Source organism: Cryobacterium psychrophilum (assembly GCF_004365915.1).
Classification (GTDB): Bacteria; Actinomycetota; Actinomycetes; order Actinomycetales; family Microbacteriaceae; genus Cryobacterium; species Cryobacterium psychrophilum.
The window spans coordinates 1,207,106-1,220,794 of record NZ_SODI01000001.1 but is presented as its reverse complement, the minus strand read 5'-3'; the positions used below and the strand labels follow the sequence as shown (position 1 = coordinate 1,220,794).

The 13,689-nt window shown below is 63.5% G+C and carries 12 protein-coding genes and 1 tRNA gene; 5 read left to right on the top strand and 8 right to left on the bottom strand.

The features are described from left to right. Position 1: 1 nt before the first annotated feature. Together EDD25_RS05585 and EDD25_RS05580 are read right to left on the bottom strand one after the other, a co-directional pair. Positions 2–916 carry a LysR family transcriptional regulator gene (locus tag EDD25_RS05585; RefSeq protein WP_241986284.1) on the bottom strand — a complete coding sequence of 305 codons (915 nt, stop codon included), beginning with the start codon at positions 914–916 and terminating at the stop codon, positions 2–4. Between the two features lie 13 nt (positions 917–929). Then, positions 930–2,534 carry a PucR family transcriptional regulator gene (locus tag EDD25_RS05580; RefSeq protein WP_134172410.1) on the bottom strand — a complete coding sequence of 535 codons (1,605 nt, stop codon included), beginning with the start codon at positions 2,532–2,534 and terminating at the stop codon, positions 930–932. 120 nt (positions 2,535–2,654) lie between these two features. On the opposite strand from EDD25_RS05580, the gene EDD25_RS05575 reads away from it, so the two are divergent. The 4 genes from EDD25_RS05575 to EDD25_RS17445 all read left to right on the top strand — a co-directional run bounded on the left by EDD25_RS05575 (position 2,655) and on the right by EDD25_RS17445 (position 7,195). Further along, the gene (locus EDD25_RS05575) at positions 2,655–4,142 is read left to right on the top strand and encodes a CoA-acylating methylmalonate-semialdehyde dehydrogenase (protein WP_134172409.1); all 1,488 of its coding nucleotides are present in this window, start codon (positions 2,655–2,657) and stop codon (positions 4,140–4,142) included. A gap of 21 nt (positions 4,143–4,163) precedes the next feature. After that, a complete protein-coding gene (locus tag EDD25_RS05570) occupies positions 4,164–5,552 on the top strand; it encodes an aspartate aminotransferase family protein (RefSeq protein ID WP_134172408.1) in 1,389 nt (462 codons plus the stop codon). Between the two features lie 279 nt (positions 5,553–5,831). Next, positions 5,832–6,431 carry an RHS repeat-associated core domain-containing protein gene (locus EDD25_RS05565; protein ID WP_134172407.1) on the top strand — a complete coding sequence of 200 codons (600 nt, stop codon included), beginning with the start codon at positions 5,832–5,834 and terminating at the stop codon, positions 6,429–6,431. Between the two features lie 696 nt (positions 6,432–7,127). Further along, a tRNA-OTHER gene (locus tag EDD25_RS17445) sits at positions 7,128–7,195 on the top strand. Between the two features lie 276 nt (positions 7,196–7,471). Here the strand turns inward: EDD25_RS17445 and EDD25_RS05560 are convergent. The 5 genes from EDD25_RS05560 to EDD25_RS05540 form a co-directional block, all read right to left on the bottom strand. Continuing rightward, on the bottom strand, positions 7,472–7,822 hold the full coding sequence (locus EDD25_RS05560) for an HPF/RaiA family ribosome-associated protein (RefSeq protein ID WP_134172406.1): 351 nt from the start codon (positions 7,820–7,822) through the stop codon (positions 7,472–7,474). Between the two features lie 391 nt (positions 7,823–8,213). After that, positions 8,214–8,411, bottom strand: a complete 198-nt coding sequence (locus tag EDD25_RS05555) for a hypothetical protein (protein ID WP_134172405.1) — start codon at positions 8,409–8,411, stop codon at positions 8,214–8,216. A gap of 382 nt (positions 8,412–8,793) precedes the next feature. Next, positions 8,794–9,915 carry a phosphotransferase family protein gene (locus tag EDD25_RS05550; protein WP_241986285.1) on the bottom strand — a complete coding sequence of 374 codons (1,122 nt, stop codon included), beginning with the start codon at positions 9,913–9,915 and terminating at the stop codon, positions 8,794–8,796. After that, positions 9,915–11,180 carry an acyl-CoA dehydrogenase family protein gene (locus EDD25_RS05545; protein WP_134172404.1) on the bottom strand — a complete coding sequence of 422 codons (1,266 nt, stop codon included), beginning with the start codon at positions 11,178–11,180 and terminating at the stop codon, positions 9,915–9,917. The genes EDD25_RS05550 and EDD25_RS05545 overlap by 1 nt, the downstream gene beginning before the upstream one ends. 99 nt (positions 11,181–11,279) lie before the next feature. Continuing rightward, the gene (locus EDD25_RS05540) at positions 11,280–12,077 is read right to left on the bottom strand and encodes an SDR family oxidoreductase (protein ID WP_134175186.1); all 798 of its coding nucleotides are present in this window, start codon (positions 12,075–12,077) and stop codon (positions 11,280–11,282) included. A gap of 162 nt (positions 12,078–12,239) precedes the next feature. On the opposite strand from EDD25_RS05540, the gene EDD25_RS05535 reads away from it, so the two are divergent. Beyond that, positions 12,240–12,875, top strand: a complete 636-nt coding sequence (locus EDD25_RS05535; protein WP_134172403.1) for a TetR/AcrR family transcriptional regulator — start codon at positions 12,240–12,242, stop codon at positions 12,873–12,875. Between the two features lie 83 nt (positions 12,876–12,958). Here the strand turns inward: EDD25_RS05535 and EDD25_RS05530 are convergent, their stop codons facing one another. Continuing rightward, entirely contained in the window at positions 12,959–13,627 is a 669-nt protein-coding gene (locus EDD25_RS05530) for a GntR family transcriptional regulator (protein ID WP_134172402.1), read from the bottom strand. Between the last annotated feature and the right edge of the window lie 62 nt (positions 13,628–13,689).

Genomic DNA, 13,689 nt, shown 5'->3' with positions numbered 1-13,689 from the left:
GCTAGGGCGGTGATGCGCCGTACAAACGCCGGCACGAATTTGTAAAGGCCAGCGCGCGCCGCGTAGGCACGGCATCACTGAGGTGCACGATCATGACCTCGCTCGGAGGGAACTCGTCAATGAGACGCAGCGGGACAACTCGCCCGCCGGAATACGGCACATCGTTGTGCACTCGCTGATTGAGCAGGGCGTAGCCGTGGCCGCGGGCGACAAAAGACCGCACAGTCTCGTAACCCGAAAACCTGTGACGGATGTTGGGGGTCAGGCCTGACAGCGCAAACAGGCTTTCGTAGTATTCCCGGCTGTGTGGAAGATCCAGAAGAATCAGGGGCTCGCCTTCCAAGTCGCGGAGCGCGACCTCGTGGCCGGGGCTGTTCGCGAGCGGGTGGTCGGCCGAAACGATCACGTGCGGCGGCACCCTCTCGAGAACCTGGCTTGAGAATTCACTGCCAAGGCCGTGCCCGTACGTCAGGGCCAGGTCGCATCGTCCGTCCCGAAGCGCGGTATGCAGTGTCGCCAGATCGGCCTCAAGAAACGTCACGTCGACTCCGGGATGTTGGGATTCGAAGGCCCGGAGAAGCACCGGCAGTCGGAAGGATGCCAGCGGCGAGAACACTCCCACCGTCAGTTGCCCGCTCAGGGCCTCGCCTGAGTCCGAGGTGGACTCGAACAGAGCATCAGCGTGGTCCAGAAAGGACTTCACCTCCATCGCAAAAGCACGACCGGTTGAGGTGAGTTTGAGTCCTGTCGACCGGTTGCGGAGAAAGAGTTGGGCGCCGAGAATACGCTCGAGCTCCGCCATTGCGGTCGAGACGGCCGACTGCGTCACCAGGAGGCGAGCTGCCGCTCTGGTCATGCTCTCGAGCTCGGCGACCACAGCGAAGTAGCGGAGTTGGGTGAGGGTGAAGTTTCGCATCAGGTTTCCGGTCTCATCGAAGAAGGCGCAGGTCGTGCAGGAGCAAGGCGACGTGCAGGCTGGTTCGGGACTCGGCGTCGGCCAGGTCGACGCCGAGTTGTTCTTCCAGCCGGGCAAGGCGCGCGTAGAGGGTGGGGCGGCTGACGTATCCGGTGCGGGCGAGGGCGGCCTTGTTGCCTCCAGAATTGAGGAATCGTCGCAGCAGGGCGAGATCCGCGGCGTCGTGGGACCCGAGAATTCCGGCGAGCTCGGATTCCGCAAAAACCTGCGCCCGCGGATCGTCGCGGAACAGCGCGAGCAGGCCGCGCAGGCGCACGTCAGAGGATCTATACAAGGCCTTCCGCTCTCCGGGGAGCGTGGCTGCGGTGCGCGCCACGTGGAGGGCCTCGTCGAGTCCCGCTGCGGCGTCGATGATGTTTCCGCGGCTCGCGCTGACTCCTAGGACCACACGGGCACCGGACAGCTGGGTGTTCAGTGTATGGCAGAAGCGCTCAAGGAGCGCAGCCTCGGCTGCGCCGTCGGGGATGGCCAGGACCACGCCGATGTTGCCCGCTTGTAACGTGGCCACGAGAGCAGAACTCCGGCTGGCCCGCACGGCAAATGCGACGGCCTCAAGAATCACTCGGTCCTCATGGAGCGAAGCGAGCGCATCCGTCACCTCCCCGAGACCATCCTCGACGCAAATCACCACGGGTGCGTAGGTGGAAGCGGCTTTGAGGCCCAGGGCCTGAGCTCTCGCCTCGACATCCTGGAGGCTGATCGCGTGCGGCTGGCGGAGCTCGTGGAGCAGCCCGGCCTGAGCCTGATGGGACAGCTCCCACTGGTCTTTCTCGGCGAGCCGGTTGATAGAGAGTGCTTGGCTGGCTCGCTCGAGAATCATCTTGGCGTCGTCGTCGTCCTTTGTCAGCACGGGGACGATCAGCCGTCCCCAACGCTGCGTACGAGTGCCCACGGGGGTCTGCAACCATGCCTCCGGGCCCGCGCGTTCTGTACGGTCTCGCAGATGCGTGGAACGTGAGCGACCCTCCCAATCGAGCAGGAGCTCAGGGGCCGATCGGCCTTGCGCAGAGTGGGCGACCACCAGATGAGCGAGGTCTTCAAGTACCACGGGGGCATCGATCAGCTCGGCCGCCCGTCGAACGATGTCGGCGGCCCCCGCGCTTTCGAGGCTCAGCGTCGTGAAGGTTTCGTGTACGCCCCTAGCTCGTTCGAGCTTGTCCAGCTGGTCGGCCACTATCATCCGGTGCACCGTTTCGGTGATCTCCACGAATCGAACACGCCTGGCCACCGTGATGACGGGCATCGTGACAGCGCCGGCGGCGACCCTCAGGTCTGTCGCCTGCTGCTCAAGGGCGTTGGTCAGCTCGACGAGCAGAGCCACTGCGCCGGCGCGCTCGAGGTGGGACAGGTAGGCCGTAATGGCGCCGACTCCGTGGCCAATGGCCAGGCCGGTGCCGAGCACCATTTCCCCGCCGCGCAGCAAGCCCGTCATATTTCGGGTTTCGCTCACGTGTACCCAGCGAACCTCATGCTGTAAACGGTCGAGCCCGCTCAGCACCACGGGCTCTGCCGTCTGCACGATGGCCAAATCGAGGATGGTTCGAATACTGGGGAGCATTTACAGAGTGTAATCCATACCGCCAGATTCATTACACACTGCGCCTGACGGGCGCCCTTCCGGGAGGCAGACTCGGGATAAGCCCGAACGACGGGGCAGCTGCTTTTCGAGGAGACCACGATGAAGACCATCCCGCACTGGATCAATGGAACGTATGCGCCGATCGGCGAACGAACCGCCGACGTGACCAACCCGGCAACCGGCGTTGTCACCGGTGCGGTTTCCCTGGCGTCCGTTGACGAAAGCAACGCGGCCGTCGCGGCCGCTGCGGCCGCCTTTCCGGCCTGGCGAGACACATCACTGGCACGGCGCACCCAGATCCTCTTCGCCTTTCGGGAGCTACTGAACGCTCGCCGACCCGAACTGGCCGCGATTGTGACCGCTGAGCACGGCAAGGTGCTCGACGACGCCCTGGGTGAAATCACCCGCGGCCAGGAGGTCGTCGAATTCGCCTGCGGCATGCCTCACCTGCTGAAAGGCGCGTACACCGAGAACGCCTCGACCAACGTGGACGTGCATTCCAAGCGCCAGTCACTCGGCCCCGTAGCCATCATCAGCCCATTCAATTTTCCAGCCATGGTTCCCATGTGGTTCTTCCCCATCGCCATCGCGGCTGGCAACACCGTCGTCGTAAAACCGAGCGAAAAGGACCCATCGGCGCTGAACTGGGTGGCCGAGCTGTGGAAAGAGGCAGGGCTGCCCGACGGAGTCTTCAACGTTCTGCACGGAGACAAGGTTGCCGTGGATGCCCTGCTGACGCATCCCGATATCAAAGCCGTTTCCTTTGTAGGATCGACACCGATTGCGCAATACGTCTACCGCACGGGAACAGCGCACGGGAAACGCGTGCAGGCCCTCGGCGGAGCGAAGAACCACATGGTCGTGCTGCCTGACGCCGACCTCGACCTTGCAGCGGACGCGGCAGTGAACGCTGGCTTCGGCTCCGCCGGTGAACGTTGCATGGCCATTTCGGCTCTCGTCGCAGTGGGGGACATCGCCGATGGTCTCGTTGAGCGGATCGCCAGTCGAACGAGCACTCTCAGAGTCGGAGATGGCGTTCGCGGCTGTGACATGGGACCGCTCGTGACCGCGGCACACCGTGACAAGGTCGCTGGATACATCGACGCTGGCGAAGCGGCGGGCGCGACCATCGTGGTCGACGGACGCGGCGTTACGGCTGACGCCGACGCGAACGGCTTCTTCTTGGGCCCGACGCTGTTCGACCACGTCACGCCGGACATGAGCATCTACACCGACGAGATATTCGGTCCTGTTCTGGCTGTCATCCGTGTGGACACTTACGACGAGGCGCTCACCCTCATCAACTCCAACGAGTTCGGCAATGGCACCGCCATCTTCACGAACGACGGCGGTGCGGCGCGACGCTTCGAAAACGAGGTTGAGGTGGGCATGGTCGGCATCAACGTGCCGGTTCCGGTGCCGATGGCGTACTACTCTTTCGGCGGCTGGAAGAACTCCCTCTTTGGAGACAGCCATGCCCACGGCATGGAGGGAGTCAACTTCTACACTCGCGGCAAGGTCGTGACCAGTCGCTGGCAGGAACCCAGCCATGGTGGCATCAATCTCGGCTTCCCGCAGAACTCCTGATTCCGGAAAGAGGAAATTTCCATGACGAACACCATCGACAGCCCGGTTCGGTTCGACGAGGAGGCACGTGCCACCGCGCGGCGAGCCTACGAACTGGATCGGAAGCACGTCTTCCACTCCTGGTCAGCGCAGACGCTGATCGACCCGATGACCATCTCCGCCGCGTCGGGGTCATGGGTCTGGGACGGGGAGGGGAACAAGCTTCTCGACTTCTCGTCCCAGCTCGTGAACACCAACATCGGCCACCAGCACCCCCGGGTCGTTCAGGCGATTCAGGAGCAGGCCGGACGGCTCTGCACGATCGCGCCGCAGTACGTGAACGATGCCCGCTCGGAGGCGGCTCGTCTGATCGCCGAGGTCACTCCCGGGGACCTCGACCAGATCTTCTTCACCAATGCCGGGGCGGAGGCCAATGAGTACGCGGTTCGGATGGCCCGGCTTCACACCGGCCGGCACAAGGTCCTCACCGCATTTCGGTCCTACCACGGAGGGTCCACGCTCGCCGTCAACCTCACGGGTGACCCGCGGCGGTGGCCTAACGACCGCAGCGATTCCGGAGCGGTGCACTTCTTCGCACCCTTCCTGTACCGCACGACCTTCCACTCGACCACCGAGAAGGAGGAATCCGATCGGGCGCTCGAACACCTCGAGCAGATGATCTGTTTCGAAGGCCCGGCAAGCATCGCGGCGATTGTGCTCGAGTCGATCCCCGGCACCGCAGGCATCATGATGCCACCGCCCGGATACCTGGTGGGCGTGCGCGAACTGGCGACCAAATACGGAATCGTCTTCATCGCCGATGAGGTAATGAGCGGGTTCGGCCGTAGTGGAAAATGGTTCGCCATCGAGCACTCGGTTGTGGTCCCCGACCTGATTACCTTCGCCAAAGGAGTCAACTCCGGCTACGTGCCGCTCGGGGGAGTGGCTATATCGCCGCACATTGCCGCGACATTCGCGACGAAGGCCTTTCCCGGTGGGCTGACGTACTCCGGGCATCCGCTTGCGAGCGCGGCCGTCGTCTCCACGATAACTACCATGCGCGACGAGGGCATCGTGGAGAACGCGGCAACGATCGGCGAGACAGTCATCGGACCGGCGCTGCGAGATTTCTCGCAGCGGCACGCCTCCGTCGGTGAGGTGCGCGGCACCGGTGTGTTCTGGGCCATTGAGCTGGTGACCGACCGGGCGACTCGGGAACCCCTCGCGCCGTACGGCAGCTCGAGCCCCGTCATGAATGAATTGATCGCAGCCTGCAAACAGCGAGGTCTGCTGCCGTTCGCGAATTTCAACCGCATTCACGTGGTCCCGCCGTGCAACATCACCAGGGCGGATGCCCAACTCGGGCTCGACATCATCGACGAGGTGCTCGACATCGCCGATGCCCGCATTGCGGTAGGTAATCCCACCTGATCCGACCCGAGGGCGGAAAGCTGGTGCAGGATGCCGCACAGCAAGCGATGTCGTGTTCGGAACGGTGCCTGTGGCTGCCTCTGCGCTCCCGCTGCGTCGCTCCCTCTTCGCCCGGATACTGGCCCGGGCCCCTGATTAAATTCTTGTTTGCTGTTGCCGGAACGTGGACCGCCACACCACTGTGCCGCCCGATGACCGCCGGGACCTCACCGCCTCCGCAGCCGTGTGTACCGCGGCACGCGATGCCCTCCATGTTCAGAGAGCGGGACAGCCGACGCTGTGGGTGCTCGCAGCGCAGCATTTCGGTACGACCCGTTCGGGCAGTCAATTGACTCCGCCACAGACAAGATCGGTACCGCCGTTGCCGACGATGCCCTGCCGGAGAATATTCCCGGCGCCGACGCCGACCTCGGGTGGGTAGGAAGAGCGGGCAAACTCACTGAGCACGCAAGTAGTATCGCCACGATCGAGATGGGTGCTACGCAGTATGTTCCAGCTCTTGGTCGCTTCCTCTCAGTGGACCCGGTCGAGGACGGCGTGACAAGCAACTACGACTATCCTTTAGACCCGATCAACAAATTGGACCTGAGTGGAGAACGCCAAGACTGTGGCTCGGAGGCCTGCAACGCAGTCTTTAATGCCACCCCTCGGAAATCGAACGGGCAGCTAATATCCTCACCGAGTCGAGGCAACACCTCGACAAGAATCAGTCCCAAAACTGGTCCGGGCATTGTCAATCTGGTCGTAGTTCTGCAAGTGACTTCCGTCTTCATGGGAGCGTTTTTTGTCCGCTACAGTGCTTTGCGCGTGGCATTCGCGTCGGGGGCGAACATGGACGCGATTCGCGATTCGCGATTCGCGATTCGCGATTCGCGATGATCGGCATGTCGCTCATTTATCTCCTTGGCTCTGGAGTTCATCCTTTGATGTGGGTTGCAACCGCACTAATGGTTCTTGCGACCATTCTTCTGTGGACAAGTCATCGCGTGATTACGCGAGAGCGGTTGGACGCGCTCTGAAATAGCCCTCCTGGTAAGCGATCAAGCACTGGGGTGCGAAAGGTGTCGTAGATATCGGCCCTGCCGCGCAGCGACGCGTTCAAAACCTGAACTACCGCCATTTCGCACTCATCCAGCGTGGTGCCGGCTGGGAGTATCGTACTCAGATCACCGAATAGGTATGCCCCTCGAGTAGGTCGCGGAGAAGGATGTCGTTGAGTTCGGCAAGGCCCCCGCTCGGGCTTTGACCGTGGCCCTCATTGGTGGCGGGGCGCTGAGTGAACTGGTTCGGCGGCGACGAACTCCATAGTATTGCCCGACTTCGGGGATGATGTTGTGTCAGGTGAGGCAACCGTCCGGTCGCGAGTAAACTCCCAGCGAAGTTTCTAAATTTCCATAACCCCTAACTCTTTCGTACGCGAATCAGCACATGAGATATCATCATTTCAGGTCGCTGCTTCCCAACGTTTACCCGACATTAACGTCGGAACGTCGAAGGTCATGCAGGGGCAACTAAGGTAGCCATCGTCCATGCATCCCGGTGAGGGTGCAGAGATTGACTGGTATCTGGGACTTTGTAGGCTGTAGTTTCCCCTCTCCGGCCTAAGGAAAAGGTTGGGGGTTCGAATCCCTCCAGGGGCACCACTGTATTTCCCAGCAACGTCCTGCTGGGGCACGATCCCACAGCAGCGCTGAGGAGTCCGTCGCACCCGTAGAGAATGCCCACGTCTACGCGTGGATCACCGGAGGGCACCAGCCGAGATGCGGTGCCCTTCGTGCATTCCCTGGAACGTACGATCCAGGACTCGGCTGGGCTCCGGTGCTTCAAGATGCGAAGTGCAGCAGGGCTCTGAGGCAAAGATGTCGAAGCCGGTCAAGCGGGAACCGGCCTGAACGCTATGAGTTGCTGCCTTCATGACGTCAGTACGGTTGTTCGTCTCCCATGGCCGATGCGCCCTTGTGGTTGTCGAGTCGACCGAACGTGCTGTCGAGCATGCTGGCCAACTTGTGAAGGGCTCCCGTGACGGCCGCGGTTGGGGTCGAGGCGTTGTCGGTTACCACCAGGGGATTTCCGCCGGCAGGGCGGGCCTCAAGCGTGCACGTGATGTCATCAGGTGTCGTTTTGCCGGCGCTCTCATCCCTGAGGTGAACTTCAATCCGAGTCAAACGGGGCGTGAACCGTGCCAGTAGCGTGTTCACCGAAGCTTCGACCTCGCGAACCATATCGTCCGTGCCTTCGATGTTGCTATCGGTGTTTACCAGGATCTGCATCGTTGCTCCTTTGTCGTAGGTCCTTGGCTCCACGGCCCTCATGGGCTGTGGATTCAGGGCCGTTCACGTTCCGCTCGCGTGCTGACAGGCCGACATGTTCTTGTTTTCCACCCAAGCGAATCGTGTCATGCCAGTATGGCCCGAATAGAGAGGGCACCGTCGGTCCGCGGATGCGGGGGTTGACGTCGTGTCGTCGAGAGTTGTTCCGTTGGAGTGCGCCGAAATGTTCGGTGAACCCGATCAGCGCTCCCGTTCGTTCCCGTCAAAGCCAGAACTGGTCATTCGGGATTCAAAGCCCCGGAACGAGTCGCGTTTTGGGGAGCAGGAACAGGCTTCCGGGGGTCTCTAATCGTGGTCTCGTTGCCGGTTCCTCGTGGCTTGCCGATGTCTCTCAGCCGAGGAGGGGGGCATCGCGCCAGCCCGTGTTCCACCGGATGGCGCGCAGGCCCGCCCTTGTCGCGTGGGTGTCGGCGTGGCCATTCTGCCGCCGGCATTCCACGAGGTCGTCCGCGGGGGTGATGTGTGGGTCGCGGCACGAGTCGCAATAACTTGTGTAGTCGGTTTCACGGAGCAGGTCGTCGTCGGTCATGAGTGCAATGTTTCTCACTCGACCCAGCGTGCTGCCCCCGCCGATAATCTGGCGAGCAGTGGATCGAACGTGTTCGGTTGCGATGAGGCTCTTCGTGCTCGTAGCTGGGCTACGGGCTTTGTGTCACTCCGCTCGAGTGTTCGGGAGACCCGGGTACCGGAGCGGCTGTTTGATTGACTATCAACGCTACGTGAGTCACGCTCATTTCTCGCTCTATGGCATCGAATTGTTATTCCGGCCGTGTGGACGTCCTTCCGGAGCGGCGGGGGAGGAACCCGCCGCGGCGCATGTGAGCGCGGACCGTGGACGCTCCAATTCTCGTCAAGCGGCGGTGGGCGGTCCCACTGTTCTTGCAGGGCGCGAACTCTCGCCGTCGTAGTCGCTACCTGAGCCTCGTCGGGGCGGCGCTCGGCGCCAGCCCGATGAACTCGCGGGCGGAGTCGAGCAGGAACGGGATGCCCGCCTCGAGCGACGGGCCGAAGTGAACGTCGTCGGGGCGCTCACCCTTCAACCAGCGAGCGTAAATCGCCTCGCAGAAGATCGAGGCCTTCCACAACGCCAGGGTCTGATACCACGGCAGTGCCTCGGTATCGAGCATCATCCGCTCGCGGTACCGGGTGATGAGCTGGTCCCGGCTGAGGTATCCGGCTTCTCGGGTGACGGGCGTGAGCTCCATCAGCGTGGGCAGGCTCCCCGGCTCGGCGTAGGTTGCCGTGAGGTAGCCGAGGTCGGCGAGCGGATCGCCCACTGTGGCCATTTCCCAGTCGAGCACCGCTGTGACCCGCGGCGGGGCATCCGCTGCGAACATGAGATTACCGGTGCGAAAATCCCCATGGATGACGGCGGCCGACTGGCTCTCGGGAATATTCTGTTGCAGCCAGCTGCCGATGCGCGCGACATCGGGCAGGTTCCTCGTGGCGTTGACGTCCCACAGCGCCCCGAAGCGCTCGACCTGCCGCTGCACGTACCCGTCGGGCCGACCGAAGGCGGCCAGCGGGCTTGAATTAACGTCGATCTGGTGCAGCTGCACGAGCGTGTCGACGACCGCGGCACTGGTGGCGGCGCGCTGCCCGGGGGCAATCAGAGCGGGTGGAATCCGGTCGGTGATGATGGTGCCCGGTATGAACGACATGACATAGAACGGAACACCGAGAATCGACTCGTCCGGGCAGACGGCGAGAATCTCGGGCACCGGGAAACCCTGCGCGGCCACGAGCTGCTGGATTCGGGCTTCCCGCACCATGTCGTGCGTTGATTTGGGCAGCGGTGGGCGGGGGCCGCGCCGCAGGACGAAGACATCACGGCCGCGATGGATGCGATAGGTCACGTTGGACTGCCCGTCGCCGATGCGACACCAGGAGATGGGCCCGCTGCCGAGGCCGTGGGAATCCAAGAACTCAGTGACCGCATCCACAATCAGCAGCGGCGGTGAGGACAGCGCGGCCGCGGCCTCGCGGGTGGCCACAACCTCGACGCCATCCGGGGCGCGCTGCATGGCAGGCATTACAGCCCTCGCCCCACGACTGCGGCATCACGGTCGAATTCGAACTCGGCATCCACGTCGGCCAGGTAGGGAGCGCCGGCAGCGACCTCTCGGGCACGATGCGCCGACGCGCGACGGGAAATGGCCCATTTGTGGGTCTCGTTGGAACCGTCGTAGATGCGAAACGGCCGCACTTCGTTGAGATACCCGGCGAGCGGCAGTGCGTCAGACACGCCGTCGCCGCCGCAGATCTGGATGGCCCGGTCGATCACCCGGTAGATCGCCTCGGAGCAGTGCACCTTGGCCACAGACGACAGTGCGGACCCCGCTTTGGGATCCGACGCGAGCAGCGTGCCGGTCGTCTCGATGATGGCATCGGAGGTTTCAATGTCGATGACGCACTGCGCGATCAGTTCCTGGGCGAGTCCCAGGTCTTTCAGCGGCGACCCGAAGATCTCGCGGCGTTCGGCTCGATCGAGGGCGATATCGAGCGACCGTCTGGCCAGACCCAACCACCGCATGCAGTGCGTGAGCCGCGCGGGACCGAGGCGCACCTGGGCGTATCGGAAACCGAGGCCCACCTCTCCCAGCACAGCGTCGTCGGCCACAACGCAGTCGTCGAAGTGCACATGCGGATGCCCGCCGCTGATCGCGCGGTCTGTGGTGTGGATCATTCTTCCGAGCCGCACACCGGGGTTGGTCATGTCGACGAGGAACATGGTGGCGCCGGCGGGGGAGTCGCCGTGGCCCTGGGTACGTGCCATGACGATGCAGAAGGCGGCATCCTCTGCGCCGCTCGTGAAGCGCTTATGGCCGGTGATCGACCAGCCGCCGTCAATCTTCGTCGCACGGGTCTGGAGTGCAGCCGGATCAGAGCCCGCACCCGGGTGCGGCTCCGTCATGGCGAAACATGACCGGGACGTTCCGGCCGCCAGAGGAAGCAGATAGCGCTGTTTCTGGGCCTCCGAGGCGATGAGGCCCAGCATGTGCATGTTTCCTTCATCGGGTGCCATGCAGTTGAGAATTGACGCTCCAATGGGCGAATAGCCGCACTCCTGAAAGATCGGGGACCAATACTCGAGGGGCAGGCCCTGGCCGCCGTATTCACGGGGCACGTGGGGGGCGAACACGCCCGCCGCTTTGGCCGCGGCCTGCAACTGATCGCGGGTCACGTCGTTGAGGCGCTCGCCGGAACGGGGTTCGGCCGGTATCACGACGTCGCGGATAAAAGCGCGCGTGCGCATCCGCAGGTCTTCATACTCTGCGGGGAGGGTGTGGTGCGGCATATGATCTGTCCTTTTTTGCGCCCGGAGGGAACTGGCGCGGCGGGTAGTCGATGGAGCGGGTGAGAGGACGCGTGGGTGGGCGCGGAGCGTGCCGAAATGTCAGGCAGTGCCGCCGACGCTCAGCAGCCCGCCGTCGAGGGTGAGGGTCTGGCCGGTGATCCAAGACGCATCCGTGGAGGCCAGAAAGGCCACGGCGCCGGCGATGTCTTCGGGGGTGCCGAGCCGTTTCAACGGGTACTGCGCGGCAACTTCGTCTTCTCTGCCCTCATAGAGGGCCTGGGCGAACTGTGTTTTGACCACTGCGGGTGCCACCGCGTTGACCCGGATGCTGGGTCCGAGCTCCCCGGCGAGGGTGCGAGTGAGGTGCGAGATGGCGGCCTTGCTGATTCCGTAGAACCCGATTCCCGGGCTGGGGGTCTGCCCGCTCACCGAGGACAGGTTGATGACGGAGCCGCCGCCACGGGAAAAATTAAGGCCCTCGTGGCGGTAGGCGTCCTGGATCCAGGCGAGGGTGGCGAACAGGTTGACCTCCATGATCTTGCGTCCGGCATCCGCGTCCATGTCCATGAGGGGGCCGTAGACCGGATTGATTCCGGCGTTGTTGACGAGGATGTCGAGGGGGCCGAATTCTCCGGCGACGGTGTCGAACACCTCGCGGCGGTGATCGCCGTCATCTGCTTTGCCCGCGATGGCGATCACGGACCCTTCGGGAAAGGTCGCCGCGGCATCCGCTAGCGGTATGGCATGGCGCGCCGTGATCGCCACCCGGGCGCCTTCGGCGACGAGCCGCCGGGCGATGGCCAGGCCGATACCGCGGCTGGCCCCGGTGACGATGGCGACCGTGCCGCGGAGCCGATGCGCCTGCACCGCGGACTCGTCTGTGCTGTTCTCGGTCATGACGTCGATGATGGTCACGCCTTCCCTCCCCGCCTCATCGCGGGGAACTGTTGCCCGAGCTATACTACCGAGCGAGCGCTCGGTAGGGTTAGTCTGTAGCCACTGCACGCGCCGTGTCAAGCGTGACCGTAGGGTGAGTGAAACTGAGATCGAGGAGCAGCCATGGAACATCGCTCAAGGGCGATCGAGAACAGTGTGGTGGTGCCGTGGCGACAGTACGAGTCCTCGGCCCTGCCGCCGCTCCTGCAGGTGGCGCTGGACTGTTTCGTCGAGCACGGCTATCACGGCACGACCATCCGCACCGTGGCGCAGCGAACCGGGCTTTCCGTGCCCGGCCTCTATCACCACTATCCGTCGAAGCAGGCCCTGCTGGTCTCCATCGCGCAGTTTGCGATGGAGGATCTGCTGCGCCGGAGTCACGCGGCCCTGACCGAGGCGGGCACCTCCGCCGAGGAGAGGTTGCACCTGTTGGTGGAGTGCCTGGTGCTCTTTCATGCGCACCGCAGCGAGGTGGCCTTCATCGCCGCGAGTGAAATCAGAAGCCTGGAAGAGGACGCCCGGGCGGCGCACATCGCGTCGCGGGACGAGCAGCAGCGCATGGTGGATGACATCATTTACCGCGGAACCGCCGAGGGGCTTTTTACCACCGAGTATCCGCGAGAAACCAGCCGGGCCATCGTCACCATGTGTACGGGGGTCGCCCAGTGGTATCGCCGCGACGGCGCACTGAGTCCTGAGGAACTCGCGCACCGCTACGTGGCGATCGCGCGAGCCGCGCTCGGGCAATCAAACCGGTAAGAACTCGCCCCGAACGTGGCCGCTGAGGCGTGAGGCGGCCAACGACATTCACACAGGTGTGGGGCCGGGGTTCGGGGCGACGGTTAGAGCACGCTTCGCACAAGCCGTTCGAACGCGGTGACGTGATGCAGGGCCAGTTTTTCGGCTTCATCGGCCCTCCCCGCGACGATGTGGCGCAACAGTTCGACGTGTTCCATCACGTGGTCGCTGACCGGGGGGAGTCGGTCGAGAACCAGGCACCAGATTCGTGTGGCGAGGTTGTCGTATCGCACGAGCGTGTCCTCAAGGTGCCGGCTGCCGGCTGCTCGATAGATGCTGCGGTGAACCTGAATGTCGTAGCGCATGACGTCACGCTGGCTGGGGTCGCCGGGTTGCAGGCTTTCCAACGTGGATGCCAGCGATTCGAGTTCCGCTCGGGTGCCGGCGTTGGACAGCCGTGCCGCCCGGCCCGCTGCGAGCGGTTCGAGCCGTGCGCGAATCTCGGATATCTCGGCAAGGTCGGTGATGTCGACGGTTGCGGCAAAGGTGCCGCGGCGAGGGTAGACGTTCACCAAGTGATCCACTTCCAGGCGTTTCAATGCCTCCCGGACGGGTGTGCGACCCACGCCAAGCTCCTTGCCCATCTGATCATCGTTGATCGGAGACCCGGGAGCGATAGCGAGCACAATCAGGCGGTCCCGGAGCTCGTTGTATGCGTACTCTGCGAGGGATTCGGACCTCTGCGTCGATGAAGACTGCGTCGTGGACGTCATTCTCGGCCCCGAATCACGGGTGTGTTGACTCTGCGCTCATACGCACATACTATTCGTGAAAC

Bases quoted from the DNA above. Each gene is read 5' to 3' on its own strand.
- EDD25_RS05585 (WP_241986284.1), bottom strand. From the start codon at position 916: ATGCGAAACTTCACCCTCACCCAACTCCGCTACTTCGCTGTGGTCGCC.
- EDD25_RS05580 (WP_134172410.1), bottom strand. From the start codon at position 2,534: ATGCTCCCCAGTATTCGAACCATCCTCGATTTGGCCATCGTGCAGACG.
- EDD25_RS05575 (WP_134172409.1), top strand. From the start codon at position 2,655: ATGAAGACCATCCCGCACTGGATCAATGGAACGTATGCGCCGATCGGC.
- EDD25_RS05570 (WP_134172408.1), top strand. From the start codon at position 4,164: ATGACGAACACCATCGACAGCCCGGTTCGGTTCGACGAGGAGGCACGT.
- EDD25_RS05560 (WP_134172406.1), bottom strand. From the start codon at position 7,822: ATGCAGATCCTGGTAAACACCGATAGCAACATCGAAGGCACGGACGAT.
- EDD25_RS05555 (WP_134172405.1), bottom strand. From the start codon at position 8,411: ATGACCGACGACGACCTGCTCCGTGAAACCGACTACACAAGTTATTGC.
- EDD25_RS05550 (WP_241986285.1), bottom strand. From the start codon at position 9,915: ATGCCTGCCATGCAGCGCGCCCCGGATGGCGTCGAGGTTGTGGCCACC.
- EDD25_RS05545 (WP_134172404.1), bottom strand. From the start codon at position 11,180: ATGCCGCACCACACCCTCCCCGCAGAGTATGAAGACCTGCGGATGCGC.
- EDD25_RS05540 (WP_134175186.1), bottom strand. From the start codon at position 12,077: ATGACCGAGAACAGCACAGACGAGTCCGCGGTGCAGGCGCATCGGCTC.
- EDD25_RS05535 (WP_134172403.1), top strand. From the start codon at position 12,240: ATGGAACATCGCTCAAGGGCGATCGAGAACAGTGTGGTGGTGCCGTGG.
- EDD25_RS05530 (WP_134172402.1), bottom strand. From the start codon at position 13,627: ATGACGTCCACGACGCAGTCTTCATCGACGCAGAGGTCCGAATCCCTC.